Raw genomic sequence first — 26,577 nt, forward strand, 5'->3', positions numbered from 1 at the left:
CTTGTCCCAGGCATCCACGTCTCTAAGGGGTGCGGCTGCGCGTGGATGGCCGGAACAAGCCCGGCCATGACGGCGGAACGAGCGCCTCAAAAATTCACCCGGTTCGAGATCGCGCCGTCGACGACGAGATTGGCGCCCGTCGTGAACGATGACGCCGGGCTTGCCAGAAACACCGCGGCGTTTGCGATCTCCTGTGGCGTCGCCATGCGTCCCATCGGATTGCGCTTCATCGCGTCGCTGTAGCGCTCGGGCATGTTCTTCTCGATCATGTTCCAGACGCCGCCCTCGAAGTAGACGGTACCGGGCGAGACCACGTTCACGCGGATCTTCTTCTTGGCGTATTGCCGCGCCAGCCCCTTGGCCATGTGGATCAGCGCCGCCTTGATCGGGCCGTAGGAGCTGGCGAGATCGGCCTGCGCCGCCGAGATCGAGGAGATGATGACGAAGGCGGCATCGCCGCGCGTCTCGCCGCTTGTCTCGAGGAACGGTCGCGCCGCGTCGAACGCCTGTACGGCGCCGAGCACGTCGAGCCGGAAATTCTGCTCCCACGATGCGGGGTCGTGGCCTTGCGCCATGGCGCCGGCATTGGAAAACAGCATGTCGATGCCGCCGAGTTCCTTGGCAGCGCCCTCGACCCACGCCTTCAGCGCAGCACCGTCGGAAACGTCAACCGCGCCGCCGGTGGCGCGGATGCCGCTTGCCTTCAGCTCAGCGACGGTGGCGGCAACCTGCTCCGCATTGCGCGCGCACACCGCGACATGCGTGCCTTCCCCGGCCAGCGTCGCAGCGATCGACCGACCGATACCGCGCGTGCCGCCGAGAACGATGGCGTTTCTGCCCTTGAGACCGAGATCCATTGTTTGATTTTCCTTCTTGTTGATCGCGCGCGGATGGACGGTGTGCCTTCCCGACGTCGTCCTGGCGAAAGCCAGGACCCATTACCACAAATCCGTGTTGTTACGTGATGCCGTAGCCAAAGTGCATTTCCACAACATGCGACCGGGGTAATAGGTCCTGGCCTCCGCCATGACGACACCGAATATGCGTCGTCGTCACTCCGGCGCCGCCCCCACCGGCGGGCCGCCGGGCGGGCGGTGCAGGAAGGTCAGCGACGCGTAGGCGCCGACCCAGGAGCCGATCGCGGCGAATGCGACGTAGAAAGCGTTTTCGGTGTAGCTGATCACGGCGTAGGACGAGAGCAGATACCAGATGGCGCTCCAGCTCGCCGCCGGCACGCGCTTGCGTGCAACGACGGCGGAGGTGAACATCACATAGACCGCGTCGGTGGCCGCGGTTGCGACGAACACGGCGCCTGCGGTGAGGGGATCGATGGCGGCCATTGCATTTCCTCATATGCTCATGAATGCTCGCAAAAAACTAAGGGAGAGAAGCGGCCATGCAAAGCCCCGCCGACACTCTGAGGGATATCTGGACCTCCGCCGGAGGCGATGCGGCCGCGCTTCAACATGTGCGGCTGACCGGCGAAGAGCCGCAGGTCCCGTCCTCGTTTCGCGTCGCCGTCGCGGGGCAAACGACGATCGCAGCCGCCGGCCTTGCCGCTGCCGAGATCTGGAGGCTGCGCAGTGGCGAAGCGCAGGACGTCACCGTCGATCTCCGCCATGCTGTCGTCGAATGTCGTTCCGAGCGTTATCTGCGCCTCGACGACAAGCCGCCGCCTCCGGCCTGGGACGCCATCGCCGGCGTCTACAAGACCGGCGACAACCGCTTCGTCCGCTGTCACACCAACTTTCCGCATCACCGCGACGCCGTCTGCAAGGTGCTCGGCTGCGAGGCGGAGCGCGAGAAGGTGCAGGCCGCACTGATGCAGTGGAAGGGCGCGGATTTCGAGACCGCGGCCTATGCCGCCGGCGGCGTCGTTGCGCTGATGCGCTCTTACGACGAATGGTCCGCGCTGCCGCAGGCGCGCGCGCTCGCCGAATTGCCGCTGCTCTCGGTCGAGAAGATCGGTGACGCCCCGCCAAAGCCGTGGCCTGAAGGCGATCGTCCGCTCGCAGGTCTGCGCGTGCTCGATCTCTCCCGCGTCATCGCAGGCCCAGTCGCGGGCCGCACGCTCGCCGCGCACGGTGCGGATGTGCTGCTGGTCTCCGGGCCCGATCTGCCGGCGATTCCCTGGCTCACCATCGACACCGGCCGTGGCAAGCTCACCACCTTCATCGAGCTGAAGAGCGAAGCGGGCAGGGCGCAGATGCGCGCATTGTTGAAGGACGCCGACTTTGTCTCGCAAGGCTATCGTCCGCGCGCGCTCGCCAGCCTCGGCTTCTCGCCGGAGCAAGCAGTGGAGATCAATCCCGGCATCGTCTACGTCACGCTGTCGGCATATGGCCATGCCGGTCCCTGGGCCGAGCGGCGCGGCTTCGATTCACTGGTACAGACCACGACAGGTTTCAACGATGCGGAAGGCAAAGCCGCCGGCATCGACGGTCCCAAGGAATTGCCGGCGCAGATGCTCGACCACGCCACCGGCTATCTGATGGCGTTCGGCGCGATGTTGGCGAAGGCGCGCCAGGCCCGCGAAGGCGGCAGCTGGCATGTGCGCGTATCGCTCGCGCAGACCGGACGCTGGCTGTGGAATCTCGGCCGGCTCGACAGCGGCCTCAGCACCCCGGATCTTACGGGCGAGGCCGTACATGCTGCGTTCATGGAAACGGTGTCATCTGGCTTCGGCACGCTGAAGGCGGTGCGCCATTCGGCCGTGCTGTCGAGGACGCCGGCGCAATGGAGCCGTCCGGCGATGCCGCTCGGCAGCCATCCGCCGCAATGGCCGCGCTGAAGCTGACGTGAAGCTGACGTGACGCAAAATTTTAACGCAAACCGACGGACACCCCGCGTTTTTTAGGTTGTTTGAAATCGCAATTCGGCACTATTAGCGCGACCGATGAGGCAGTCGTTTGCCGAGATCGTCGCAGACATGACCGGGCCCCATGGCAGCTGAAAATACCAAGAGATTGCAGGTGCTTACAAAACGACGGGCCGTCACCTCCGTAGTTTTACTGGCACTTGCCGGGGCTGGTGCCTACGGCTTCCTGTTCGCGGACGCCAAGGAGAAGAAGCACTCCGAAGTCTCCAGCCAGTCGCGCAAGAACGCCCAGAATTTCACGCCGACGCCGTCCGAGTGGGCGACACTGACGATCGAGCCGGTCAAAGCCAAAACCTTCCGTGCCGAGTACGTCACCGAAGGCAAGGTCGCGGTCGATGAAGACCGCTCGACGCCGGTGTTCTCGCCCTATGCAGGCCGGGTGACCAAGCTGCTCGCCAAGCCCGGCGAGAGCGTGACCCAGGGTCAACCGCTGTTCACAATCGAGGCCGCCGATACCGTGCAGGCCCAGAACGATTACATCGCGGCGATGACGTCGCAGAACAAGGCAAAGTCGGCGCTCGAGCTTGCCGACATCCAGTATCGGCGCGCCAAGGACCTCTACGAAGGCCGCGCCATTCCGCTCAAGGATTTCCAGCAGGCGGAAGCGACCCAGGTCCAGGCGCAGAACGACATGCGCTCCTCGGTGACGGCGCTGGAAGCCGCAAACAACAAGCTGCGCATTCTCGGTTTCACCGACGAGACGATCAAGGCGTTCCAGAGCAAGAGCACGATCAATCCGGAGATCACGATCTACGCGCCGATCGCGGGTACGGTCGTGCAGCGCAAGATCGGCCCCGGCCAATACGTAAATTCCGGTGCCAGCGATCCGGTCTTCGTGATCGGCGACCTGTCCTCGGTCTGGCTCACTGCCTTTGTGCGCGAGAGCGATGCCGCCTCCGTCGCCGTCGGGCAGGATATCGCGGTCAATGTGATGGCGCTGCCGGGCCGTCCGCTGACTGCCAAGATCAATTACGTCGCCGCCGCGATCGATCCCAACACCCGTCGTCTGCTGGTTCGCGCCACCATCGACAACAAGGACGGCCTGCTCAAGCCGGAGATGTTCGCCAACGTCACGATCTATTCGGCCGGCGATCGCGCGGCGCCTGCGGTGCCGAAGCAGTCGCTGATCTACGAAGGCAATCAGGTCCGGATCTGGGTCGCGCGTGAGGACAAGTCGGTCGAGCTCCGTCAGATCAAGATCGGCCTTATCAATGGCAACCTCGTCGAGGTGACCAGCAACCTGAAGCCCGGCGAACAGATCGTCGTCAAAGGCAGCCTGTTCATCGACCGCGCGGCGTCCGGTAGCTGATCGACGAGCCCCAAGAAACTGCGAAGAAACTGAATGGACCGTCTCGTCGCCCTTGCCGTCAACCGGCGCTTCCTGATGGTCGGCATGTTCGTCGCCGTGTTCATCGGCGGCCTCATCGCGTTCAATCAGCTCAACATCGAGGCCTATCCCGATCCGACCCCGCCGATGGTCGACATCGTCACGCAGAGCCCCGGCCTGTCGGCGGAAGAGATCGAGCGCTACATCACGATCCCGATCGAGACCCAGGTCGCGGGCCTGAAGAACCTCACGACCATCCGCACCATCTCGCTCTACGGCCTCTCCGACGTCAAACTGCAGTTCTCCTTCGCCTACACCTATGACGAGGCGCTGCAGCAGGTCTTGAACCGCCTGGCCCAGCTCGCGCCGCTGCCGGGCAACGTGCAGCCGCAGATCTCGCCGCTGAGCCCGATCGGTGAAATCTTCCGCTATCGCCTGGTCGGCCCGCCGAACTACAGCGTGCTCGACCTCAAGACCATCCAGGACTGGATCCTCCAGCGCCGTTTCCGCGCCGTGCCGGGCGTGATCGACGTCACCGGGTGGGGCGGCAAGAGCAGGACCTACGAGCTCCAGGTCGACAACAACAAGCTGGTCGCCAACGGCCTGACGCTGCCGCAACTGCTCCAGGCGGTCAGCAATTCCAACGTCAATGTCGGCGGCAACACCGTCAATATCGGCCAGCAATCGGCCGTGGTGCGCGGCGTCGGCTTGATCCGGTCAATAGACGACCTTGCCAACACCATGGTCGCGCAAACCAACGGCAATCCGGTGCTTGTGAAGGACGTCGCCACCGTCACCGTCGGCCAGAAGCCGCGTCTCGGCATCGCGGGCCTCGACGATTCCGACGACATCGTGCAGGGCATCGTGCTGATGCGCCGCGGCGAGCAGAGCACGCCGACCATCAATCGCGTCGAGCAGCTTGTCGCCCAGATCAACAATTCCACCATCCTGCCGCCGGGCGTGCGCATCGAGCGCATCTACGACCGCAAGGATCTGATCGACCTCACCACCCACACCGTGCTGCACAACATGGTGGTGGGCATCCTGCTGATCGTGCTGCTGCAATGGATCTTCCTCGGCGATCTCCGAAGCGCGCTGATCGTCGGCGCCACGATTCCGTTCGCGCTGTTCTTCGCCGTGATCATCCTGGTGCTGCGCGGGGAATCGGCCAACCTGCTGTCGGTCGGTGCCATCGATTTCGGCCTGATCGTGGACGCCACCGTCATCATGGTGGAGGCGATCTTCCGCCGCCTGACGCAGACCACGCCGACGACGGAATCCGAGCAGATGTCGCCGGAGACGCTGTTCGGCATGAAGAGCCACGCCATCCTCAGCGCCGCGGCTGACGTGTCGCGCTCGATCTTCTTTGCCGCGGCGATCATCATCGCGGCCTTCCTGCCGCTGTTCACGCTGTCCGGCGTCGAGGGTAACATCTTCGGGCCGATGGCGCGCACCTATGCCTACGCGCTCGCCGGCGGCCTGCTCGCGACCTTCACCGTCACGCCGGCGCTGTCCGCAATCATCTTGCCGGCGCATGTCGAGGAGACCGAGACCAGGGTGATGCTGATCCTGCACCGGCTCTACATGCCGGTTCTGAATTGGGCTGTCGCCAACCGCAACATCATGCTTGGCGCCTCGGTCGGCCTCGTGCTGATGACGGTTGCGCTCGGCCGGCTGCTCGGCCTCGAATTCCTGCCCAAGCTCGAAGAGGGCAATCTCTGGATTCGCGCCACGCTGCCGCCGACTATCTCGCTCCAGGAGGGCAACTCTTACGTCAACGAGATGCGCAAGCTGATCCGCGCCCGGCCCGAAGTCGAGTCCGTGGTGTCGCAGCATGGCCGTCCCGATGACGGCACCGACGCCGCCGGCTTCTTCAACGCCGAGTTCTTCGCGCCGCTGAAGCCGGCGAGCCAGTGGCCTGGCACGCATGACAAGGAAGTGCTGACTGCGGAATTGCTCAAGCAGCTCGACGACCGCTTCCCCGGCGTCGAGTTCAACTTCTCGCAATATCTCCAGGACAACGTGTCCGAAGCGGTCTCCGGCGTGAAGGGTGAGAACTCGATCAAGCTGTTCGGCAGTGATCTGCAGGCGCTGACCGACACCGCCAACAAGATCAAGTCGGTGCTGTCGACGGTGCAGGGCGTCACCGACCTCGCGGTCTTCACCTCGCTCGGGCAGCCGACCGTGCAGATCGACATCGATCGCGCCAAGGCCGCGCGCTACGGGCTCGCCCCCGGCGACATCAACGCCACCATCAAGGTCGCGATCGGTGGCGATACCGCCGGTGATCTCTACGAGCCGGGCTCCGACCGCCACTTCCCGATCATCGTTCGCCTTGCGCCGGAATATCGCCGCAGTGCCGAGGCGATCCAGAACATACGGATCGGCGCGCCAGGGCCGAACGGTTCCGTGACCCAGATTCCGCTCAGCGAAGTCGCCACCATCAGCCTCGTCTCCGGCGCCGCCTACATCTATCGCGAGCAGCAGGAACGCTATCTGCCGATCAAGTTCTCGGTGCGCGAGCGCGATCTCGGCAGCGCCATCCGCGAGGCGCAGCAGAAGATCGCCGACCAGGTGCAGTTGCCGCCCGGCTCGCACATGGAATGGGTCGGCGAGTTCGGCAACCTTCAGGATGCGATCCGGCGGTTGTCGATCGTGGTGCCGATCTCGCTGGCGCTGATCGGCATCCTGCTCTGGTTCAATTTCGGCTCGATGACCGACACGCTGCTCGCCATGAGCGTGATCCCGATGGCGATCTTCGGCGGCGTGCTGGGCCTGCTGATCTCCGGCACCGCCTTCAGCGTCTCGGCGGCGATCGGCTTCATCGCGCTGTTCGGCATTGCCGTGATGGACGGGATCATCATTCTCTCGCAGTTCAACCAGCTGATCGAAGAGGGCATGGATCGCATGAGCGCGGTGATCCGCACCGGCGAATTGCAGCTCCGGCCCGTGCTGATGACCTGCGTGGTCGCCGGCGTCGGCCTGCTGCCGGCCGCGCTGTCGGAAGGCATCGGCTCGCAGGTGCAAAAGCCGCTCGCGGTCGTCGTCGTCACCGGCATGATGCTGGCGCCGGTCGTGATCCTGGTGACGCTGCCGGTGCTGATCTCCTTCTTCTCCCGCCGCGCGCGCTGACGACCGCCGATCACAACATCCGCTGCGCGATCCGCAGCAGCATCGAAGTGCCGAGCCCAAGCAGCATCAGGCTGGTGAAGCGGCTGCTCAGCGACAGCATCCGCGGCGTCAGTCGTGACCGCGCGGTCGCGACGATCGTGCTGAGCATCATCCACCAGACCGCAGAACCGACGAAGACGCCCGCGATCAGCGGTGCCGCCGCGGCCTGCGTGGAGAACGCGTGCAGCGCCGCCAGAAACAGGATGACCGTCAACGGATTGGTGAGCCCGAGCGCGATGGCGCTGAGATAGGCGCGCGCGAGACGCACGCGGTCGATCTCACCGGCATCCCCAAGCACGATGGAGCAGCGATGCGTGCGGATCGCGAACCACAGGAGCGTGAGCGCAGAAGCGATGCCGAAGACGACGGCGTTCGCCTCGACCCAGGGCTGCGCCAGCGCACCCAATCCCAGGACTGCGAGCGCGCTGTAGGTGAGATGCACGGTCGCTGCACCGAAGCCGGTGGCGAGACCCGTGGCCATGCCCGACGCCAAGGTGCGCTGAATGCACAGCATCCCCATTGGTCCGATCGGAGCCGCGACGGTGAAACCAATTCCAATGCCGGAGACCAGCGCGGCAAGATAATGCGATAAAGGCATGCATCCGCACGTACAAATGAAATCTGTGCGTGTGCGTAGCTGCGAAATCGCAAGCTCGCCTCAACCGGAAGGCTGAAAAACGAACGAGAGCGCAAACACGAACGTGTGAGACACTTTTCCGTTCTGCCCTCGCGACCAGAAATGTGCTTCCGCTGCAACGGTTCCATTGCGTGAGGTGGATTCAAGTTCCATGACAAGCAAGCCGATCCGGCGAGATGCGTTGCGCGATACGAATCAGAATCCGTAGAGCCGTGCCGGGTTGTCGACCAGGATCTTCTTGCGCACGTCCGCATCCAGCGCCCAGGCCGGCAGCTGATTCAGCAGGCGTCCGTCATCGATCGCATGGAACGGTGCGATGTCGGTGGCTTTCCGCCCCTCGACGTGACCCGAATCCGGATGCGGCCAGTCGGTTCCCCAGACGATGCGGTCTGTGTTCGCCGCGATGAGCGCTCGGGCATAGGGCACCATGTCCAGATAGTCGGGGGCGAGCTTCGACGAGCGGTAGGCGCCGGATATCTTCACATAGGCCTTACCGGATCTGACGAGCGCGACGAGGTCGGCAAAGCCGGGCTGCTCCAGTCCGAGCGCGGCCTCGAGGCCGCCGAAATGGTCGAACACGGCGGGGACCGGTGAGGCCAGCACGAGGTCCTTGATCGCGGAGATCATCGACAACGTCGTGTAGAGCTGCACGTGCCATCCGCGCGCCTTCATGCGCTCGACCGCAGCTGTGAAGCGGGCGCGGCCGACATCGGGATTGTTGACGCCGTCGGTTGCAAGATTGATGCGGATGCCACGAAAGCCGTCCGCATGCATCGCGTCGAGTTGAGCTTCCGTGGTGTTGTCGTCGATCACGGCCACGCCGCGCGCGGTGGCGCCGCGGGCCTTGATCCCGAACAGGCTGGAGGAATTGTCGGCGCCGTAGACGCTCGGCGTGACGATGACGACGCGGTCGATATGCAGCGCCTTATGCAACGCCGCCATTTCTTCCGGACTTGCCGGCCCCGGCGTATAGACGCGCCCCGTGAAGAACGGAAACTTCTCGACATCGCCATGGATATGCGTGTGACAGTCGCAGGCATCCGCTGGCACGTCGAAATTGACCGGCGTCGCGGGCTGCGCTGCGCGCGCATAAACTTTGTCGGTCATGGCGGCTCCGGCGGCGTGGAAGGTGCCGAACGATATCACATCAGCCGGGCAGTCCCGCCACGTCGCTGCATAGCTGCTCGACGAGCTCCGCAAGCGGACGTGCGCCATCGACGCGGACAACCGGGCAGGGCAGACTGGCAAGCCACGCATCGTCTTTCGGAAGACTGCGGCCTTCGCGATCCCCGGCTTCGTAGTGCGAAGCCCACTCGACGAACGACTCCGTCTCCTCATGACGCCAGCCGCCGGGCGCGACGGCATCGGCGCCGAAATGAGCAGCTTCGCGGGCGCGCAGGCGCTGCAAGCGAAGCTTACTCGGCGTTGACACGAAGACGACGAGATCGAACAACGTGACGAGTTCGTCGCCCCAGCCGGTGGCGGTTCCGCTCAGCACCCAATCGAGGCGCGGCAGGAACATCTCGCGCATCAGGCGCAGCCGATCGGCGGCAGGGCGCGTCGTCTGGTAGGGCGGAACGGTCGGCAGCCAGAAATAATCGTCGGTGTCGTGATGCGGCAGCGCCAGCCGGCCCGCGAGCGCGCGGCCGAGCGTCGTCACGCCGGAGCCTGAAGCTCCCATCAGATGGATGCGGTGGCTCTTCATCGGTGTTGCCGGAAGATTTGAAATTACTGCCCCGACGGCGTGCGCAGGCCGTGCCAGGCGTCGCGCACCTGATGGTAATGCACCTCGGGCAGATAGTCCGGGGTGTTCAGGCTCAGCGTCTTGACGTCGAGATGGCCGACGGCGCTGAGCAGCGTGTAGGAGGCGATGACGCGGTCGCGCAACGCGCCGATCAGACGGGCCCGGGCCTGGATCAGATCGGCCTGCGAGTTCAGCACATCGACCGTAGTGCGCTGGCCGCCGGCGGCCTCGCGCTGCACGCCCTGGAGCGCGACGGTCGCGGCCTTCACCTCGGACTCCGAGGCCGAGACCGCGATCTTGGCGCCTTCATTGGCGACCCAGGCGCTCACCGCGGCCGTGCGGGCCTGATTGCGCACCTGATCGAGTACGAGCCGGCTCTGCGCCGTGACTTCCTTGGCCTGCCGGGTCTGTGACGCGGCCTGGCCGCCGTCATAGATCGGCGCGGTGACGTTGGCGACGATCGAGGCCTGGTCGGTGCCGAAAGTACCGAGCGTCTGGTCGCTGTCGCGGCTGCGGCTGACGCTGCCCTGGAGGCTGGCGCTCGGCAGCAGCGCGCCTTCGGCGACGCGGATATTGGTCGAGGCGACGTCGACGTCGAAGCCGGCTGCCATCACCGCCGGGTGCTCGCGGATCGCCATCGCGATCGAATCCTCGCGGTTTTTCGGCAAATAGCGATCGACCACTTCGGCGGGGCGAAGCGCGGAGGGCGCATTGCCGATCACCTGGGAATAGGTCGCCTGGCTCACTGCGAGCGCGACTTCGGCGGCGTTGAGATCGGCAAGGCCGCGATTGAGGCGCGCCTCGGCCTGGGCGCTATCGGTCGGGGTGACGTCGCCGGCGTTGAGGCGGCGTTGGGTGATGGCGAGCGTCTCGCGCAGGAAGGCGACGTTGGAGCGCTGCGCCTCGACCAGCGACTGGTTCGCGAGCACGTTGGTGTAGGCGGTGACGGCGTCAAGCAGGACGCCCTGGCCGACATTGCGCAGCGCCTCGCGGCCGGACTGCACCTGGAGTTCCGCGACCCGCACGCTGTTGGCGGTGCGGAAGCCGTTGAACAGGGTTTGCGACACCGTGACCCCGATCGTCCACGGCTTCAGCGTTGCGGTCTGGATGGTGTTGTCCGGCAGCAGGTTGCGCACGGCCTGCAGGCCGGCGCTGAGGCTCGCCACGATTTGCGGCCGGTAACCGGCCAGCGCCTGCGGCACGTTCTCGTCGGTGGCGCGCTGCCTTGCGCGTTCGGCGTTGAGTTGCGGATTGGTCTGGTAGGCCTTGACCAGCGCCTCCGGCAGGGCCTCCGCAGAGGCCGCAGCAGGCAGCGCGCAACATAGCGCCAGCGTGGTCCATGTCGCCAGGACAGGACCCACGCCCGATTGACGCCGCGTCATCGCGCGCCCAGCTCTGGCGGTACGCCCAATCATGTAATCCCGCAAAACCCCGGCTGTCCGCCCCCGCCGACGGCGGCTCTCTTAACTGTTTACCCAGCGCCGGTCGCGCAGGCAAACTGCCGCGGAGGAAACCCCCATGAAATCCGTGCTTGTTGCAGGTGCGTCACAGGGGGGTGCGGGAATGGGGAGTAGTCTTACACCAGCCTTACCCGTCCGTCGGCTTTACCGGTTCTTGTTCACCGGCTTGCGCTTCTCGATGAACGCGGCCATGCCCTCGGAACGGTCTTCGAGCGCGAAGGTCGCGTGGAACAGGTTGCGCTCGACGCTCATGCCCTCAGCGAGCGTCGTTTCGAAGGCGCGGTTGACCGCTTCCTTGGCCATCGCCACCGCTGGTCGCGACATCGCGGCGATCTTCTCGGCGGCCGCCATAGTCTCGTCCATCAGCTTTTCGGCGGGCACGATGCGGCTGACGAGGCCACTGCGCTCGGCTTCCGCGGCGTCCATCATGCGGCCGGTGAGGCAGAGGTCCATCGCCTTGGACTTGCCGATCGCGCGGGTCAGGCGCTGGGTACCGCCGATGCCGGGAATGGTGCCGAGGGTGATTTCGGGCTGGCCGAACTTGGCGGTGTCGGCGGCGATGATGAAATCGCACATCATGGCGAGCTCGCAGCCGCCGCCGAGCGCGTAGCCGGCGACTGCGGCAATGGTCGGCTTGCGGCAGCGCGCGACGCGGTCGCCGCCGATCGCGGCGAAGTCCTCGGAGAACATGTCGATGAAGCCCTTCGGCTGCATCTCCTTGATGTCGGCGCCGGCGGCAAAGGCCTTCTCGCTGCCGGTCACGACGATGCAACCGATGGCGTCATCGGCCTCGAGATCCTCGACGGCGGCGGCAATCTCGCGAAATACGCCGAAGGAGAGCGCGTTGAGCATCTTGGGCCGGTTCAGCTTGATGATGCCGACCGCGCCTTTGCTTTCGACGATGATGTGTTCGAACGTGCTCATGCTCCACCCACGCGTTTGATTGGGCGGGCAATGTGCCCGCTGGCGGGGTGGGCTTCAAGAGGGCCAAAAGCCACCAGGACGCGCGCCGGGCGCACGCCCCGAAAAGGGGCCGTCAGGCCAAGAATTAGGTCAAGCCTCAGGCCATGAACATGCGCGCGGCGGAGGCCAGTGTCAGCAGCGTACCGACCCCGATGAAGATCTTGCCGATCAGGGAGCTCTGGTCCCAGGCCGAGCTCGGCTGGCTGCTCGCCATCACCGGCGCGGGACGCGGCTGTGCGTCGGTTGCGGCGATCACCGCTTTCTGCGCGGGCGGGTTGTCCTGCTGCAGGGCGCGGTCGAGGTCGTTGAGCTGGTCGGGCGCGACCACCTGGTTCTCGGCATTGGGAGCAGCGGTACTATCGGCTGCGGCCTGAACGTTGTCGTTGGCGCGGCCTGTCATTGCGGAAGCTGCAGCCGCAGGCGGCGGATCGGCGGGAGCGAGCTGCGCATTGGCATTGGCGACGTCCGGCGGCATCTGGTTCGAGGCCGGCACGTCGGTGCTGGCTTCTTTGCCAGCCTTGGTGCCAGTTTTGGCCTCGTCGGCCTGCGCCGTTGCGTCCGTCTGATCAGACTTTTTGGTCTTGTCGTCGGATTTCTGCGCCGTCTTGCTGTCGGTGTGGCGGCGAGACGAATGGCTCCGCGGCTTGGCTGGCTTGCTTGCTTCGGCCTGTTTGCTGTCGCTCGTGCTTGCGGCCGAATTCGGCGCGGCCTGCGCCGTCGCTCCAAACAGCAGCAATAGTCCGGCCAGAATGACCAATGCCGCGCGTTCGCTGGCTTTCATCATGTTGACGATCTCCCCAATGCGCCCGTCCCGGGAGCGAACAGAGACCCTGGGGCATGACGACAGCGGGGCAAAAAATGGGAATCTTCGGGCCACACCGGGCAAAACCGGGGCAAACCGGTCGAGCGCACCAGCCTGCCGGGTGCGGCAGGGACCGAACGGTGTTATGAGCCTGACGAAATTTCATGCGGTTGCTCCTGGCCGGGTTCAGAGCGATCACGACTTCGTGATCGCTTTGGTCGTGGCGTAACAAATTGAAAGAGCGGCCGAATTGCAATGGTGAGGGGCGCGCGTGCGCGGACGTGAGGACGAGTGGACCGGCCTGATGCGGTCGGCCATGGCGGGCGATGATGCGGCGTATCATCGCCTGTTGAAGGCGGTCACACCGGTGTTGCGCGCTGCAGCGAGGCGCGGCTTGGCGCGTGCCGGGCAGCCTCCCGACCAGGCCGAGGATATCGTGCAGGAGATTTTGTTGGCGGTGCATCTGAAGCGGCACACCTGGGACAGCGAAGCCCCCTTCGCGCCCTGGCTGTTCGCGATCGCGCGCAACAAGTTGATCGACGCGCTCAGACGCCGCGGCCGGCGCGTCTTCGTCAACATCGACGATTTCGTCGAGACGCTGCCCGGTGAGATGCCGCAAGAGACGGCTTCGGCGAGTGAAGTCACGGCGCAGCTCAACACCTTGCCGCAGCGCCAGCGCGACGTGTTGCAGTCGATCGCGGTCGACAGCGCCTCGATCAAGGATACGGCGGCGAAATTCTCGATGAGCGAAGGTGCCGTGCGGGTCGCGCTGCATCGGGGGCTTGCGGCCCTGACCGCCAAACTACGGGACCACTAGTCATGGATACCGATCAACTCATTCGCACGCTCGCCGCCGACAACACCCATCGCGCTCCGCGTGTCGGCGCGCTGCTGACCACGGGCCTCCTGGTGGCTGCACCGTTCTCGATCCTGATTTTTGCGACCTTCCTGGGCGTGCGGCCGGACGTGATGACGGCGATGCATAACCCGTTCTTCGACACGAAGTTCGCGGTCACTTTGTCGCTCGCGATCCCCGCGATCATCATCAGCCTGCATCTGTCGCGACCCGAAGCCCTGATGCGCGGCTGGGGCTGGCTCCTGCTGCTGCCCGTCGGGCTGCTCGCGGTCGCGATTGGCAGCGAGGCGATGATGGCGCCGGCCATGCCGATGACGATGCGACTCGTCGGCAAGAACTCGCGGTGGTGCATGTTGGCGATCCCCGCGATGTCGCTGCCGCTGCTCGCGGGCGCATTGTTCGGCCTGCGCCATGGCGCACCGTCGCGCCCGGCGCTTGCCGGCGCGCTTGCCGGCCTGCTGTCGGCCGGACTCGCCGCCACGCTCTACGCCTCGCATTGTACCGACGACTCGCCGTTGTTCGTCGCGACCTGGTACACAATCGCGACCGCGGTCGTCACCGCGATCGGCGCGGCGGTGGGGTCGAGGGTGCTGAGGTATTAAGCCGCCGACGTCGTGTTCTGCATCCGCTGGAAGCGCAGCACTTGCTGTGCGGTGGAGCTGCGCAGGGCCTCGTAGGTATCGCGCAGCGTCAGCATGTCGGTCTGCGATCCGCCGGACAGCTTTTCGCGCATGGCGATGATTGCGCGCACGCTCGACCATTGCATGCCGGCGACCTTGGCGAGGATCATGACGCCCTCGGTGCGGCTCTCGATCATCATGTTCTCGGCGGTCTCGACCGTGACGCCGGCGAGCGCCGCGAGCCCCGCGTTCGTCTCGTCGAACTTGCCTTGCTCGGCGAAGGTCGCGATCTGGAATTCGGTGAGGCGGCCGTCATCGTGAAGTGACTTCACCAGCGCGCGCGCCATTTCGGTCTGCCGGGTCATGGCGGCGGCACGGACCCGCTGCGCCGCCTCCTGGACCACGCTCGACACCTCGTCTGCGAGTTCCGGATGGGCGGCCTCCAGCTTCCTACGCACGCTCAAGGAGGCCCTGGCGACCAGCTTCAGATAGTGATGTCGCGGCAGGTCGGGCCGCAGGCCGATGCAGGCGGCAAGATCGTCGTCGCGCTCGGCGCGGGTGACGAGGTCGGTGAGGCTACTCTCTGAGAGCTTTGCACCGGGATTGCTGACGGTCGACTGCACCACGTCTTCATTGCCGCGCGTCACCAGCACGTCGGTCAGCGCCTCCGACAGCACCCGCCGCAGCGAGATCGCCTTGAGATGGGCCTGGCTCTTGTTGCGCGCGATCTCGATCAGGGTGGTATCGTCCAGCCGCTCCGACTTCGTCAGCACGGGGCCGGCGACCTCGATGAGCTCATCGAGCGCGAGCGTGCGGATAATTTGCGGTGGCGCGGCCGCGATCGGTGCGAGGCGATCGGCGAGCAGCGCCTTGGCCGAGGTCTCGATCTGCTCGATCAGGCACTGGAAGACGTCGTCGAAAACCCGGACGTGGTCGTCGGAATAGTCCACGGCGTTGTTGATGAAGAGGTCGGTGACGCGGCGGAGCGTCTCGACCCGGCGCGCGACGGTGCCGTGCGCGAGCGCGGTCTGCAATTCCTCGAGCAAATTCTCGGATGACTTGACGGATGATCTCATAGCCCTGTCCTGGAGCGTTCGGTCCGGCAGCGTCGTCTCGCTGGCCGGCAGCAAATGAATTGGTCAGCTTGTGGAAATGCGGTTGCGCCCTTGCGCCTTGGCGGAATAGAGCGCGCTGTCGGCGCGCGCGAGAAACGTGTCGGCAGTATCAAGGTCGCGCAGCGTCACGACGCCGGCGGAAATCGTCACGTGCATGCCGGGCGAAAATGCGCTCCAGTCGAGCTCGGCGACGATGCTGCGCAGCCGGTCGAGCATGCGCGATGCGGCCTCGCTCGCGGTGCCGGGCAGCAGCAGCAGAAACTCCTCGCCGCCGTAGCGGCCGAAGCGGTCGTCGGGCCGGATGTTGGCGAAGATGGTGATGGCGAAGGTCCGCAGCACCTCGTCGCCGACGGGATGGCCGTAGGCGTCGTTGATGCGCTTGAACCAGTCGAGGTCGATCAGCGCAATGGCGCAAGGTGCGGACGACTGCCGCGACTTTTCGATCTCGGCGTCGAGAAGCCGCATGATGCAGCGGCGGTTGTAGGAGCCGGTGAGCTCGTCGAGCTCGGCGAGTTCCTCGATGCGGCGATAGGCGGCCTTCAACTCGATGCTGCGCCGGTACAGGATCTTTCGCAGCGTTGCGCCGAACAGGCCGAGAAAGGCGCACTGGCCGATCACCAGCACGAAGCACAGCATCGAGGCGATCCGCTGCAGCCGCGTCGCAACCGGCATGCCGATCGGCAGGTCGGAGCCGAGGAACACGGCCGCGAGCGCGACGGTCGCGAGCGCCCAGGTCAGCATCGCCTGGGCCGAGGTCATGCGCAGCGTGCCGAAGGCGAAGATCAGGAACAGCACGCTGATAAAGGCAATCCCGATCGTTGGCACCGACACCAGGAACATGAATTGCAGCGCCATATGCGCCGAGATCTGGAAGACGGTGAGATAATGGTCGTTGTGCCTGTCGCCGACGCCGGCCTCCGACATCACCGCGAAGATGCCGATGATCAGGAGGCCGCCGACCCAGAACAACGATGGAACGTTGATGTGAACGGCGCCATCATAGGCGTATAGCAACAGCACGAAGGCGCCGAGCGAGTAGCTCGCGACCTGGCCGATATACATCTGCCGGCGCTGCCGGACACGGCGCGCCAGCACCTCGGGCGCGGCCGCCTCGGGCGTGAGGACGATATCCGCGACCTCTGCGGCATTCCTCTCCGGAAAGGACGTCGCGGCCGTGCTCATGGTCCCGCCATTGGTGGATGTCAGCCGAAAAAATCTACGTGGCAAGCCTTTAGGTTTGGTATCCTTTTTGAACCGAATCCGAGGGGGACACTGCGCGGGGAGGGCTTCTGGCGGCGCGGAATTTTGCAGCCAGTTAGGCATCGCAGGCGATTATCGCGGACCAAAGCCGCCGCCGCGCGACATAAGGTGCACAGGGCCGTGTTATGAACCGGGCTCGGTCGGGCCGTCTGTGCCGGCCGCGGCAAGTCCGAAGAGAGTATTTCCGTATTATGTTACCGTTCTGGAGCGAAGCAGCCAACCGCCACGGGTGGGACGAGGAAATCGCGCGTATGTGGGGTAGATCACACAGGTCCCCGTATGACTGCGGTAGGTTGAACAATTTTGCACCGCCCGTCGAACCCTCCGCCGTATCGACCCGACCAACTTTGCGAGACGGCCATTGAGCGTGACACAGGCGGCTACGGACGAGGTCCTGATCGCCAGGATCGCCCAAGGCGACCGGCTCGCCATGCAGGTGCTGTACGGGCGGCACCATGTCAGGGTTTACAGGTTCGGGCTCAGGCTCGTGCGGGACGAGCAGACGGCGGAAGACCTCATCAGCGAGGTATTTCTCGATGTCTGGCGTCAGGCCGGCAAATTCGAGGGCCGGTCCGCTGTTTCCACCTGGCTCTTGGCAATTACCCGATTCAAGGCCCTGTCTGCGCTCCGGCGCCGCAAGGATTTTGAATTGGACGACGAGGCCGCCAACGCGATCGAGGATTCGTCCGACGATCCCGAAACGGTGGTGCAGAAGAAGGATACCAGTGAAGCGTTGCGGGAGTGTCTGACGGGCCTCTCGCCGGACCATCGGGAAATCGTCGACCTCGTCTACTACCACGAGAAGTCCGTGGAAGAGGTGGCGGAGATCGTCGGGATCCCGGAGAACACGGTAAAGACGCGCCTCTTCTATGCGCGCAAGAAATTGGCCGAACTGCTGAAGGCAGCCGGCATTGAGCGAGGCTGGCCATGATGGCATTGAGCAAGAAGATGCTGGAGCGAGAGCCCGGTGAGATCGAGATGCTGCTGCCGTGGCATGCCGCCGGCACGCTGAATGCGCGCGATGCCCGCCGCGTCGAGGACGCGCTCGCCAGCGATCCGGAGCTCGCAAAACAATATGCGGCGATCCGCGGTGAATATGAAGAGACCATCCATCTGAACGAGAGCCTGGGTGCTCCGTCCGCCCGCGCCATGCAGAAGCTGTTTGCTGCGATCGACGCCGAGCCGGCGCGGGCGACCGGTTCGCTGCCGCTGCCGGCACGTGTTGCCACGTTCTTTGCCGGCCTGTCGCCGCGCACGCTGGCCTGGTCGGCGAGCTTGGGGGCCGTCGCGCTGGTGCTCCAGGCTGGCATCATCGGCGCCGTGCTGATGAAGACCCAGCCCTCGACCTTCCAGACCGCATCGCTCTCGACCGGCGCGCCGATCACGCGCGAGCTGGGCGCGGCTGCGCCTTCGCGGGCGCTGGTGCGCTTCACGCCCGAAGCGCGCGTCGCGGACATCACCGCGCTGCTCGACAGCTACCAGGCCTCGATCATCGGCGATGCCAAGGGCGGCATGTTCCGCCTCCAGTTCGACAAGGCGATGAGCCAGGACGAGCTCGCCGCGCTGCTCGGCAGGATGCAGCGCGAGAAGTTCGTCAATCTCGCCGTGGCGGCGCCTTAAACGCGCCCCTGCACCAATGACGCGCAAGTTCGAGAGTCAGTTGCGAGCCGGGGCCTACGCTTCGTCGGTCGGGGCCGCGCTCCTGCTCGCCTCCTGCCTCGGTATCGAGGTGGCGCACGCCCAGGCGATCATGCGCACGCCCACGATCAGCGTCCCCTCGCGCACGCCGACCATCTCTCCCACCGTCGCTGCGCGGGCGGTGAGCGTTGATCGCGGTCCACGCACCATCACCACGACGACGGTCGCACGGGTTCCTTCGGCCCGGATGGGGCCGATGCCGGTGCTGCCCTACGCGCACTATTCGCCGAACCTCTACCCCTCATGCACGGCAGCCTATCGCGACGCCGACGGCGAATGCCTCGGGCAGCCGAACACGGGCGGTGACGGCGCCGGCAAGTCAGGCAAGAAGAGCGCCGGCAAAGGACGAGGTAACAAAACGCCTGTCGCCGTTGGCTCGCGTAGCTTCGCCAACGAATTCGTAGCCGAGATCGATGCGGCGCTGTCCGTGACCGAGGCCGACGAGCTGGCGCGCCGCCACGGCTTGACCCGCGTCTCTTCGGAGAATTTCCCGTTGATCGGGGCCACGGTTGGGCTGTTCCGCGTCGCGGACGGGCGGCCGTACGAGACGGTGCGGCGTGAATTTGCCGCCGACGGCAGCGTGCGCTCGCTTCAGCCGAACTTCCGCTACCTGCTTCAGGACCAGAAGCCGGCCATGCCGACCGAAGGCGATCCGGCCCAATATGCGTTGTCAAAGCTGCGCCTGCCACAGGCGCACACCCTGGCGCACGGCGCCAACGTCACGGTTGCCGTGATTGATTCCGGCATCGACGCCAAGCATCCCGAGCTCGCCAATTCCATCTCCGACAATTTCGACGCGCTCGGCAGCACCGAGGGCGCCCATGTTCATGGCACCGGCATCGCGGGCGCCATCGTGGCACATGCCAAGCTGATGGGCAGCGCGCCGGAAGCGCGCATCATCGCCATTCGTGCCTTCGGCGGCACCACCGGCAGCGCCGAGAGCTCGTCCTACATCATCCTGCGCTCGCTCAATTATGCCGCCGAGCACGGCGCCCAGATCGTCAATATGAGTTTTGCCGGTCCGAAGGACGCGGTGATCGAGCGCGCGATCGCGGCAACCGCTGCGCGCGGCCTGGTGCTGATCGCAGCCGCCGGCAATGCCGGCGCCAAGTCGCCGCCGCTCTATCCCGCTGCCAATCCCAATGTGATCGCGGTCAGCGCGACCGACCAGCAGGACAAGCTGTTCGCGGCGTCGAACCGCGGCAACTACATCGCGCTCGCCGCACCCGGGGTCGACATCTTCCTGCCGGCGCCGGACGGCAAATACCAGATGACGTCCGGTACCTCGTTCTCGGCGGCCTATGTCTCCGGCGTCGCGGCACTGCTGCTCGAGCGCAATTACACCCTGAAGCCTGAAGCCTTGCGGATGACGTTGGCGAAGACCGCGCGTGACCTCGGTTCACCCGGGCGTGATGATCTCTACGGCGACGGCGAGGCCGATGCGTTTGCCGCGGTGACGGCTGTTCCCGCCGACAGCGCGACGCCGGTCGCATCTGCCTCCGGTACAACTAAACGTGAAGATGCCGAGAAGCGCCGTGACGACCCCGGCGTCCGCGCGATCGCGCAGCCCTCGCTGTCAAGCGCGGACGATAAACCTGCGATTTCTCAGGCGGATAGGCCGGCGGCGCGATAGCGCCTGCGACAAGATTGCACGCAGGCCAAGGGTTAAAAATTCGGACGCCGCTTTTGAACGTTCAGCCAGCTGCCACGACCAAATTATGTGGGAGCGGTCATCCCTCCCCATCAGTCATATCAGGCGCGAGCGCCCATCCACCCCAAGCGCCCATATGGCTCGACCCGTCCGGTTGTCCCCCCGGACGGGTCTTTTCTTTTTGGGCGTCCGATTTCTTGAAGCGTGGTGAGGGATCAGCCTGCGGTTGAGCCCGCGTGTGGGATCGTTGTCCGGGCGCGCGACAAGCCCGCTATGCTTGTGTGAAGCTTGACTCGCAAACCCCTGAAAACTCCGCACGACTACGGTATTTCATGACGAGAGCCGTGTCGTTGCTGGACAAGTCAAAACTTTTCCACAAAATATTCATGTCGCTTCTAAATTGATTCGTGTGCGTTGCGTCGCGTCCGTATTTTTCTCCTGACGGGCTGGTTCATGACACATCGCCAAGAGTCGGTTCGCGCCGCGGCTGCGGGCCGCGACGTTGCGGCACGTTGGTGCGCTCTCGCCGAGCAGCGGCTGGAGCATCTCTCCGAGATGTTCGAGACCGGACGCTGGCGCCGCTATCATTCCGAGCTCGCATTCCTCGAAAACATCCAGGAAGCCAAACGCGCGGTCCAGACCTGGCGCGCACTGGCGAATGGTGAGGACGTCGCCGCGGCCGCCGCGAGCGTGACTTCTGCATTCGGCTGGTCGCCGGCGACGATGCCGCGTGTGTTTCCGCGCGAGCAGGCCCAGACCGTGCAGCCGAAGGCGGTGCACATCGCGCCCGAGACCTCCGTTCCGGTCAGGCTCGAGCCCAAGGTAGACGTGCTCGCCGAAATCGTCGAGGCGCCGACTGCACCGGTCGCGCCGGCGGCTCCAATGATGCCGGCGGCTTCGACCGCGCCTGTGGCGTCGATCGCGTCTTTCTTGCAGACCTTCTCGCCGCCGGCCGATGAAATCGTCACCGCCCCCGAGCGCGTCGTCGAATTCACCTTCAGCCTCGACGGTATCGAGGCAAAATACCCGCTGCTGCGGAATACGTTTTAGGGGCGGCGCCCGGCGGCCCGCCTACTGCCGCACCGCATTCCCGCCGACCACCACCTGCGCAAACCGTTGCGCACCCTCCACCGACAAGTCGGCCGTCACGGCACGGACGTGATCGAGGCCGACTACGGCGCCGCGCGGGGTTTCCGAGATCATGTTGTTGTTGACGAGCGCGGTGCCGGCGCCTGATACGACGGAGACGCCGACGCCCGCGAGCGCCTTGCGGATCACATTGCCCGAGATCACGACATCGCGCAGATATTTGCCCCAGCCGGCGACGATGCCGTAGGACGGCGCATTTTCGATCACATTGCCGGTCACCGACGTGTCAGCCTCGACATAGATGCCGATGCCGGCGTCGTCGTCCGGTGCGGTGCCGATCGGCCGCTTCGGGATCAGATTGCGGATGATGTTGCCCTGGACCACCGCGATGCGGCCGCCTTCGTTGAAATTGCAGATGGAGACACCGACGGCAGCGCCGTCCACGGTGTTGTTGGCGATCACCGCGGCCTCGAACGCGAACTCGGAATAGAGCGCGACCTCGCGGACGTCGCTGACGCTGTTGCCAGTGATGTGGATGTTGGAGGCCGAGTTGCCGCGCACCGCGGAGTAGTCGCAATTCCTGATACGGTTGCCGCGCACGATCACGTTGCCGGCGCGGAAGGCGTTGATGGCGTTGCCATACTGGCCGGAGCCGCCGGGACCAGCCTTGATGTCCTCGATGCGGTTGTCTGCCACCAGCGTGCCGTCATCGCCGATGGCGGTGCGCAGGATCTCGATGCCGTTGTCGTTGGTGCCGACAATGGTGTTGCGGGACACGCTGAGCCCCTTCGCGTCGAACGAGACCACCGCCGTCACGGCGATGTTGGTGAAGATGTTGCCGGAGATGTCGCCGGAGACCTGCTCGAGCCAGATGCCGCTGCCGCCGGAGCCGGTGATCTCGCAATCGGCGATGCGGACGTCGCGGCCGGCAAGGATGTGGATCAGTCCGCGCCGCGTCGGCAGCGGAATGCCGCCGCCGTCGAAGGTGAGGCCGCTGAGGCCAATTGCGTCGGAGCCGTCGCTCTGGATCGCTGAGGCTCCGCCGGTGAAGACGAGTTTCGTCGCGCCGCGAACGCCGATCAATTGCGCGCCATGCGGCAGCCGCAGCTGGCCGGTCCGGTAGATTCCCGGCGGCAGCGCCAGCGGCATCTGCGCGCGTGACGCTTCGTCGATGGCGCGCTGGAGCGCGCGCGTCTGATCTTCGCTGCTGCCGGGCCGCACGCCGTATTGGGTTGCATCGCGGCCGAGCAGCGACGTCAGCGGCGCCGCGCGCGCGGCGTCGGCAGGCATGGCGAGTGCACCCGCGATGCCGGCGGTCGAAGCCCCGATGAGATGTCGGCGGTTGAGGTTCATGACGCGTCCTTCGGCGGACGCGGGAGGTGTCCGCGAAGGTTAGGTAGCGCAGGGCGGCCGGGCTCGTCGGGATTATTCGCAGTAGGGTTAAATGTTTACCCCGGCGCAGTGTGTGTTCCGCGCTTTCCTCGTCAATCTCGCCATCTCCATCAGCATGGCCTCGCCAGCATCCACCAGCTCCTCAAGCGTGATCCGCGGCGCGCCCTTGCGCCGCACCGCACCGCTGCGCGCGAGCAGGGGAATGTGGATAAATGCCGCAAGCCGCGGCCCGCCGGCCCTGACGTTCTCGATCGCACGCCAGCTCAGATAGTTGCAGAGATAGGCCCCGGCATCGCGTGAAGGCCGGGCATCGATGCCGGTGAGGCGCGCGGCGCGCAGCAGCCTCGCCGTGTGCGGCCCGAACGTCATGGCGTCGGCACGACCGGCGATGCCGCGCTTGCTCGAGCGGGTGTTGGCGGCATCGGGCCAGAGCATCGTAACGGCGTTGCGTGCGCGGCTCTCGATGCGCAGATACGGCGTGCGCGCAGCGAGGCCGAACATCAGCAGCGCATCCGGCCTCACTTTCGCGAGCACCTCCGGCAATTGCCGGTCGACCGCGGCGTAGGTCACCGGAAAGATGTGGCGCGATAGCTCGACATCATCGAGCGCGGGACGGCGCAGTTGCGCCAGCCGCGCGACCAGCGGCTGGGTCGGATTATGCGGCGCCCCGGGAAACGGGCCGAAGCCGGTGAGGAGAATGCGAAGCCTATCGCTCATTGCAGCAACTCCAATATCTGCTCGGCAGCGAGTGCCGGCGTGAGGTGGCCGTCGGCCACTTCAGCCTCGATCTTCCGCACCTTCGAGCGCACCGACGCCTCGCTGCGCAGTCGCGCCAGCATGCGCTGCTCCAGCATCGACCACATCCATTTCACCTGTTGCTCGCGCCGCCGCGCGGCGAACTCGCCGGATGCGTTCATCGCCTTGCGATGCTCCAGAATCTTCTGCCACAGCTCGGCGATGCCGGTGCCGGCCAGTGCCGAATAGGTGACGACGGGTGGATGCCAATGCTCGGACCTCGGCGCCAGGATGTGCAGCGCGCCGCGATAGTCGGCAGCGGTGATGTTGGCGCGCTTGAGATTGTCGCCATCGGCCTTGTTGATCGCGATCATGTCGGCGAGCTCGACCAGGCCCTTCTTGATGCCCTGCAGCTCATCGCCACCGCCCGGCAGCATCAGCGCGAGGAAGAAATCGGTCATGTCACAGACCGCCGTCTCCGACTGGCCGATGCCGACGGTCTCGACCAGCACGACGTTGAAGCCGGCCGCCTCGCAGAGCAGCATCGCCTCGCGCGTCTTGGCCGCGACGCCCCCGAGCGTGCCTGACGACGGCGAGGGGCGGATGAAGGCATCGTCGGACGCCGACAATCGAGCCATCCGCGTCTTGTCGCCGAGGATCGAGCCGCCGCTGCGTGCCGAGGACGGATCGACCGCGAGCACCGCGACCTTGTTGCCGTGCTCGATCAGATAGGTCCCGAGCGCATCGATGGTGGTGGATTTACCGACGCCGGGCGAGCCGGTGATGCCGACGCGCACCGCCCTGCCGGTGTCGGGCAGCAGCATCTGCACCAGCTCACGCGCCTGTGCCTGATGGTCGCTGCGCCGGCTCTCGACCAGCGTGATGGCACGCGCCAGCGCCGCGCGATGGCCCGCGCGCAGGTCGCGGGCGAGGGAGGTGATGTCCAGCAGAGTCTTCTTCTCAACCATGCCCTGCTTTACAACGGCGAGAGCAGGCAGGCGAGGGCCCGTCAGGCCTTGGTAAAACCGGCCGCCCTCATGGCCTGGCCCATCTGGCGATCCGCCTGGTCCATGAAGGTTTCGAACTGGCCGGCATCACGCCACACCGTGCCAAAACCGCGTCCTGTCATGAAATCCTTGAAGGCGGAGGAATCGTACACCTTCCTCAAGGCCGCCGTCAGCCTGGCGGCGATGTCCGGGGTGAGGCCCCTGGGTGCGCCGATGCCGCGCCATGAGCTGGTGGAGTAGTCGACGCCGAGCGTTTCCTTCAGCGTCGGGACGTCGGGGAAAATCGGATTGCGCGCGTGCGCCATGATCGCGAGGCTGCGCGCCTGGCCGGCTTCGATGGTGGCGCGCGCCTCCGGCACCGAGCATGTGGTGAGATCGAGGCTGCCCGCGACGAGGTCCTGCATCGCCGGTGCTGCGCCATTCGATGCCGACCATGCGACCTGGTTTGCCGGCAATCCCATCGCCTGCATCCAGCCCACGAGCGCGAGATGCCAGATGCCGCCTTGCCCAGTACCCGATGCCTTGAAGCGTCCCGGCGATGCGAGCTTGATGGCATCCATCAGCTCCTTCGCCGTCTTGTACGGCGAGGACGCGGAGACCTGGATGCCCGGCGGGTCCTCGTTCATCAACGCGAGCGGTGTGAAGTTCCGCGGCGTCAGATGCGTCAGGGCCTGCCAATGCAGCATCGCGATTTCCACCGTCAGCATGCCGATGGTGTAGCCGTCCGGCGGTGCGGCTGCGATCTCGGCATGGCCAACGGCGCCGGATCCTCCGGTGCGATTGACGACGTTGAACGGCTGGCCGAGCTCCTTTTCCAGCAGCGTCGCCACGATGCGCGCGGTCGCATCCGAGCCGCCGCCGGCGCCCCAGGGCACGACCAAGGTCACCGGCCGCGCCGGATAGGCTTGCGCGCGTGCCGGCGTGAGAAGAGCGGATGTGGCGGCGGCCACAGAAGAGGCCGCGAAATTGCGGCGCGTGATCCCTGGCATCAAAAATCCCGGCGGCGCCCTCGGGAATCGGGCTGGTATCGAGGCGGCATGCTATGCAGCTTTGCGCCGATGTCGCAAGCGGCAGCCCCTGTGACGCCGTGCGCAACGGGTTCCGTCGGAACTCATGGCTGCTCCTCAGCGTCGCCCTTTGGCCGCGCCCCGCCGAAAATGCGTGCGCCCTCCGGCGTGAGATAGGGCTTCAATGTCTCCCACGGAACGAATGCAACATATTGGCCCTCGGCGTAGGGGCCGACCGCATAGGGCGGGTAATGAAAGGTGAGGCCGGAGCTCTTGCCTGTTTCGGTCGACGGCGCGAGCGTCACGGCGCCGATCTTGGTGAGGCTCGGCTCGACACCCTTGAACCATTCGTCGGTCGCGGTCTCGCTGCTGTCGCGCTTCCTTTTCTCAGTTTTCAGCGAGGCGATGACGGCTTTCACCATCGCCTTCATTGTCGGCCCCTTGTCAGCGGTCTCGGTGAAGAATGGGCGGATCGAGATGCGCTTGCTCTCGGCCTTGTCCCACAGCACCGTGTTCACGTCCGAGTTGGGATGGGCGCCATGGGTATCCATGTAGTCGTCGCGCAGGACGCTGACGTAGCGATCGGCAACGACGGAGCGGATCGAATATTTGCGCTCGAAGTCCCAGCCGCCGTCCTTGAAGAATTGCGGATCCTGCTTGCGCGCGGCGGCGGCGTCGGCCGCGTTCTTGTCGAGCCACTTCTTGCCTTCGGCCAGGCAATCGGCGGCGAGTGGCGCATCGGCTTTGATCTTGTCGTCGAGGAAGACACGGGCCACGATGCTCTTGGTCTTGATGATTGCGTCAGGCTTAGGGTCGGCGGCGAGGGAAGGCGAGACCAAGGCGATCGTCGCCACGGCAGAAAAGATCGCGAGTAATCCTGCCCGCATATTTGCACGATGATATGCCACTTCAATATCCATCAATTTTGTATACGGCAGCCGTCGAGACGTTCGAACATCTGCATGAGCGTAACGATCGCAAGGTGAACGGGCGCAGAACGCGCGGCGAGAATGACCGGATAGTGAAGGTTGGTCGCGATAGCGCGCCTGCCGGTTTGATGCCGGGAGCCCGAGGGCGGCGGAATTACTCCGCCGCCTCGCTGTGCCCGAGCCGGGCATTCAGCTTGCGGATCAGCTCTTCGGCGGCGTCCGCGATCACCGTGCCG

Annotated in this window: 25 protein-coding genes; 10 read left to right on the plus strand and 15 right to left on the minus strand. The window is 65.4% G+C overall.

Annotated elements, in window-relative coordinates; genetic code table 11:
* Positions 1-86 precede the first annotated feature (86 nt).
* Complete coding sequence (locus JQ587_RS08670; protein ID WP_212425025.1) at positions 87-857, minus strand: SDR family NAD(P)-dependent oxidoreductase; 771 nt, start codon at positions 855-857, stop codon at positions 87-89.
* Between the two features lie 195 nt (positions 858-1,052).
* A complete protein-coding gene (locus JQ587_RS08675; protein WP_128917193.1) occupies positions 1,053-1,340 on the minus strand; it encodes a hypothetical protein in 288 nt (95 codons plus the stop codon).
* Between the two features lie 56 nt (positions 1,341-1,396).
* Between JQ587_RS08675 and JQ587_RS08680 the strand changes: the two genes are divergently transcribed.
* From JQ587_RS08680 to JQ587_RS08690, 3 genes are all read left to right on the plus strand, one after another.
* Positions 1,397-2,791 (plus strand): CoA transferase, encoded by a 1,395-nt coding sequence (locus tag JQ587_RS08680; protein WP_212425026.1) that lies wholly within the window; start codon positions 1,397-1,399, stop codon positions 2,789-2,791.
* A gap of 151 nt (positions 2,792-2,942) precedes the next feature.
* Complete coding sequence (locus JQ587_RS08685; protein ID WP_212425027.1) at positions 2,943-4,187, plus strand: efflux RND transporter periplasmic adaptor subunit; 1,245 nt, start codon at positions 2,943-2,945, stop codon at positions 4,185-4,187.
* A 33-nt stretch (positions 4,188-4,220) separates the two neighbouring features.
* On the plus strand, positions 4,221-7,337 hold the full coding sequence (locus JQ587_RS08690; protein WP_212425028.1) for an efflux RND transporter permease subunit: 3,117 nt from the start codon (positions 4,221-4,223) through the stop codon (positions 7,335-7,337).
* Between the two features lie 10 nt (positions 7,338-7,347).
* On the opposite strand, the gene JQ587_RS08695 is transcribed toward JQ587_RS08690, so the two are convergent.
* The 6 genes from JQ587_RS08695 to JQ587_RS08720 all read right to left on the minus strand — a co-directional run bounded on the left by JQ587_RS08695 (position 7,348) and on the right by JQ587_RS08720 (position 12,964).
* Positions 7,348-7,974, minus strand: a complete 627-nt coding sequence (locus JQ587_RS08695) for a LysE family translocator (protein ID WP_212300333.1) — start codon at positions 7,972-7,974, stop codon at positions 7,348-7,350.
* Positions 7,975-8,208: 234 nt separating this feature from the next.
* Entirely contained in the window at positions 8,209-9,120 is a 912-nt protein-coding gene (locus JQ587_RS08700; protein ID WP_212425029.1) for an amidohydrolase family protein, read from the minus strand.
* A gap of 40 nt (positions 9,121-9,160) precedes the next feature.
* Positions 9,161-9,718 carry a P-loop NTPase family protein gene (locus JQ587_RS08705; protein ID WP_212300335.1) on the minus strand — a complete coding sequence of 186 codons (558 nt, stop codon included), beginning with the start codon at positions 9,716-9,718 and terminating at the stop codon, positions 9,161-9,163.
* A 23-nt stretch (positions 9,719-9,741) separates the two neighbouring features.
* Positions 9,742-11,139, minus strand: coding sequence for a TolC family outer membrane protein (locus JQ587_RS08710; RefSeq protein WP_212300336.1), 1,398 nt, complete (start codon positions 11,137-11,139; stop codon positions 9,742-9,744).
* 222 nt (positions 11,140-11,361) lie between these two features.
* A complete protein-coding gene (locus JQ587_RS08715; protein ID WP_212425030.1) occupies positions 11,362-12,141 on the minus strand; it encodes an enoyl-CoA hydratase in 780 nt (259 codons plus the stop codon).
* 136 nt (positions 12,142-12,277) lie between these two features.
* Positions 12,278-12,964 carry a hypothetical protein gene (locus tag JQ587_RS08720; RefSeq protein WP_212425031.1) on the minus strand — a complete coding sequence of 229 codons (687 nt, stop codon included), beginning with the start codon at positions 12,962-12,964 and terminating at the stop codon, positions 12,278-12,280.
* Positions 12,965-13,253: 289 nt separating this feature from the next.
* Here JQ587_RS08720 and JQ587_RS08725 point away from each other — a divergent pair, with 289 nt between their 5' ends.
* Positions 13,254-13,799, plus strand: coding sequence for a sigma-70 family RNA polymerase sigma factor (locus tag JQ587_RS08725; protein ID WP_212300339.1), 546 nt, complete (start codon positions 13,254-13,256; stop codon positions 13,797-13,799).
* Positions 13,800-13,801: 2 nt separating this feature from the next.
* Entirely contained in the window at positions 13,802-14,440 is a 639-nt protein-coding gene (locus JQ587_RS08730; protein WP_212425032.1) for an NrsF family protein, read from the plus strand.
* Here the strand turns inward: JQ587_RS08730 and JQ587_RS08735 are convergent.
* Positions 14,437-15,534 carry a DUF2336 domain-containing protein gene (locus tag JQ587_RS08735; RefSeq protein ID WP_212425033.1) on the minus strand — a complete coding sequence of 366 codons (1,098 nt, stop codon included), beginning with the start codon at positions 15,532-15,534 and terminating at the stop codon, positions 14,437-14,439. The two genes, JQ587_RS08730 and JQ587_RS08735, sit on opposite strands and share 4 nt — an antisense overlap.
* Before the next feature lie 63 nt (positions 15,535-15,597).
* Positions 15,598-16,755 (minus strand): GGDEF domain-containing protein, encoded by a 1,158-nt coding sequence (locus JQ587_RS08740; RefSeq protein WP_212425034.1) that lies wholly within the window; start codon positions 16,753-16,755, stop codon positions 15,598-15,600.
* Positions 16,756-17,194: 439 nt separating this feature from the next.
* On the opposite strand from JQ587_RS08740, the gene JQ587_RS08745 reads away from it, so the two are divergent.
* From JQ587_RS08745 to JQ587_RS08760, 4 genes are all read left to right on the plus strand, one after another.
* Positions 17,195-17,764, plus strand: coding sequence for a sigma-70 family RNA polymerase sigma factor (locus JQ587_RS08745; RefSeq protein WP_164938793.1), 570 nt, complete (start codon positions 17,195-17,197; stop codon positions 17,762-17,764).
* The gene (locus tag JQ587_RS08750; RefSeq protein WP_212300343.1) at positions 17,761-18,453 is read left to right on the plus strand and encodes a hypothetical protein; all 693 of its coding nucleotides are present in this window, start codon (positions 17,761-17,763) and stop codon (positions 18,451-18,453) included. Before JQ587_RS08745 ends, JQ587_RS08750 begins: the two co-directional genes overlap by 4 nt.
* A 16-nt stretch (positions 18,454-18,469) precedes the next feature.
* Positions 18,470-20,164: a S8 family serine peptidase gene (locus JQ587_RS08755; protein WP_212300344.1), complete on the plus strand. Its 1,695-nt coding sequence runs from the start codon at positions 18,470-18,472 to the stop codon at positions 20,162-20,164.
* A 471-nt stretch (positions 20,165-20,635) separates the two neighbouring features.
* Positions 20,636-21,232 (plus strand): TIGR03809 family protein, encoded by a 597-nt coding sequence (locus JQ587_RS08760; protein ID WP_212425035.1) that lies wholly within the window; start codon positions 20,636-20,638, stop codon positions 21,230-21,232.
* Between the two features lie 21 nt (positions 21,233-21,253).
* Here the strand turns inward: JQ587_RS08760 and JQ587_RS08765 are convergent, their stop codons facing one another.
* From JQ587_RS08765 to JQ587_RS08785, 5 genes are all read right to left on the minus strand, one after another.
* Positions 21,254-22,624, minus strand: a complete 1,371-nt coding sequence (locus JQ587_RS08765) for a TIGR03808 family TAT-translocated repetitive protein (protein ID WP_212425036.1) — start codon at positions 22,622-22,624, stop codon at positions 21,254-21,256.
* An 87-nt stretch (positions 22,625-22,711) separates the two neighbouring features.
* Positions 22,712-23,380, minus strand: coding sequence for a pyroglutamyl-peptidase I (locus tag JQ587_RS08770; protein ID WP_212300347.1), 669 nt, complete (start codon positions 23,378-23,380; stop codon positions 22,712-22,714).
* Positions 23,377-24,366, minus strand: a complete 990-nt coding sequence (gene meaB / locus JQ587_RS08775) for a methylmalonyl Co-A mutase-associated GTPase MeaB (RefSeq protein WP_212425037.1) — start codon at positions 24,364-24,366, stop codon at positions 23,377-23,379. Before meaB ends, JQ587_RS08770 begins: the two co-directional genes overlap by 4 nt.
* A gap of 41 nt (positions 24,367-24,407) precedes the next feature.
* Positions 24,408-25,394, minus strand: coding sequence for a tripartite tricarboxylate transporter substrate binding protein (locus JQ587_RS08780; RefSeq protein WP_212300349.1), 987 nt, complete (start codon positions 25,392-25,394; stop codon positions 24,408-24,410).
* 122 nt (positions 25,395-25,516) lie between these two features.
* Positions 25,517-26,299, minus strand: coding sequence for an RsiV family protein (locus JQ587_RS08785; protein WP_212425052.1), 783 nt, complete (start codon positions 26,297-26,299; stop codon positions 25,517-25,519).
* A 14-nt stretch (positions 26,300-26,313) separates the two neighbouring features.
* On the opposite strand from JQ587_RS08785, the gene JQ587_RS08790 reads away from it, so the two are divergent.
* On the plus strand, positions 26,314-26,577 hold a 264-nt coding region (locus JQ587_RS08790), incomplete at its 3' end, for a hypothetical protein (protein ID WP_212425038.1).

This window comes from Bradyrhizobium manausense, assembly GCF_018130615.1.
GTDB classification, from domain to species: domain Bacteria; phylum Pseudomonadota; class Alphaproteobacteria; order Rhizobiales; family Xanthobacteraceae; genus Bradyrhizobium; species Bradyrhizobium manausense_A.

What these genes read in the sequence shown, in the direction of transcription:
- JQ587_RS08760 (WP_212425035.1), top strand. Translation starts at nt 20,636, where the DNA reads ATGACACATCGCCAAGAGTCGGTTCGCGCCGCGGCTGCGGGCCGCGAC.
- JQ587_RS08740 (WP_212425034.1), bottom strand. Translation starts at nt 16,755, where the DNA reads ATGAGCACGGCCGCGACGTCCTTTCCGGAGAGGAATGCCGCAGAGGTC.
- JQ587_RS08670 (WP_212425025.1), bottom strand. Translation starts at nt 857, where the DNA reads ATGGATCTCGGTCTCAAGGGCAGAAACGCCATCGTTCTCGGCGGCACG.
- JQ587_RS08685 (WP_212425027.1), top strand. Translation starts at nt 2,943, where the DNA reads ATGGCAGCTGAAAATACCAAGAGATTGCAGGTGCTTACAAAACGACGG.
- JQ587_RS08680 (WP_212425026.1), top strand. Translation starts at nt 1,397, where the DNA reads ATGCAAAGCCCCGCCGACACTCTGAGGGATATCTGGACCTCCGCCGGA.
- JQ587_RS08720 (WP_212425031.1), bottom strand. Translation starts at nt 12,964, where the DNA reads ATGATGAAAGCCAGCGAACGCGCGGCATTGGTCATTCTGGCCGGACTA.
- JQ587_RS08755 (WP_212300344.1), top strand. Translation starts at nt 18,470, where the DNA reads ATGACGCGCAAGTTCGAGAGTCAGTTGCGAGCCGGGGCCTACGCTTCG.
- JQ587_RS08710 (WP_212300336.1), bottom strand. Translation starts at nt 11,139, where the DNA reads ATGACGCGGCGTCAATCGGGCGTGGGTCCTGTCCTGGCGACATGGACC.
- JQ587_RS08690 (WP_212425028.1), top strand. Translation starts at nt 4,221, where the DNA reads ATGGACCGTCTCGTCGCCCTTGCCGTCAACCGGCGCTTCCTGATGGTC.
- JQ587_RS08770 (WP_212300347.1), bottom strand. Translation starts at nt 23,380, where the DNA reads ATGAGCGATAGGCTTCGCATTCTCCTCACCGGCTTCGGCCCGTTTCCC.
- JQ587_RS08675 (WP_128917193.1), bottom strand. Translation starts at nt 1,340, where the DNA reads ATGGCCGCCATCGATCCCCTCACCGCAGGCGCCGTGTTCGTCGCAACC.
- JQ587_RS08715 (WP_212425030.1), bottom strand. Translation starts at nt 12,141, where the DNA reads ATGAGCACGTTCGAACACATCATCGTCGAAAGCAAAGGCGCGGTCGGC.
- JQ587_RS08700 (WP_212425029.1), bottom strand. Translation starts at nt 9,120, where the DNA reads ATGACCGACAAAGTTTATGCGCGCGCAGCGCAGCCCGCGACGCCGGTC.
- JQ587_RS08750 (WP_212300343.1), top strand. Translation starts at nt 17,761, where the DNA reads ATGATGGCATTGAGCAAGAAGATGCTGGAGCGAGAGCCCGGTGAGATC.
- JQ587_RS08730 (WP_212425032.1), top strand. Translation starts at nt 13,802, where the DNA reads ATGGATACCGATCAACTCATTCGCACGCTCGCCGCCGACAACACCCAT.
- JQ587_RS08705 (WP_212300335.1), bottom strand. Translation starts at nt 9,718, where the DNA reads ATGAAGAGCCACCGCATCCATCTGATGGGAGCTTCAGGCTCCGGCGTG.
- meaB (WP_212425037.1), bottom strand. Translation starts at nt 24,366, where the DNA reads ATGGTTGAGAAGAAGACTCTGCTGGACATCACCTCCCTCGCCCGCGAC.
- JQ587_RS08695 (WP_212300333.1), bottom strand. Translation starts at nt 7,974, where the DNA reads ATGCCTTTATCGCATTATCTTGCCGCGCTGGTCTCCGGCATTGGAATT.
- JQ587_RS08785 (WP_212425052.1), bottom strand. Translation starts at nt 26,299, where the DNA reads ATGCGGGCAGGATTACTCGCGATCTTTTCTGCCGTGGCGACGATCGCC.
- JQ587_RS08735 (WP_212425033.1), bottom strand. Translation starts at nt 15,534, where the DNA reads ATGAGATCATCCGTCAAGTCATCCGAGAATTTGCTCGAGGAATTGCAG.
- JQ587_RS08780 (WP_212300349.1), bottom strand. Translation starts at nt 25,394, where the DNA reads ATGCCAGGGATCACGCGCCGCAATTTCGCGGCCTCTTCTGTGGCCGCC.
- JQ587_RS08765 (WP_212425036.1), bottom strand. Translation starts at nt 22,624, where the DNA reads ATGAACCTCAACCGCCGACATCTCATCGGGGCTTCGACCGCCGGCATC.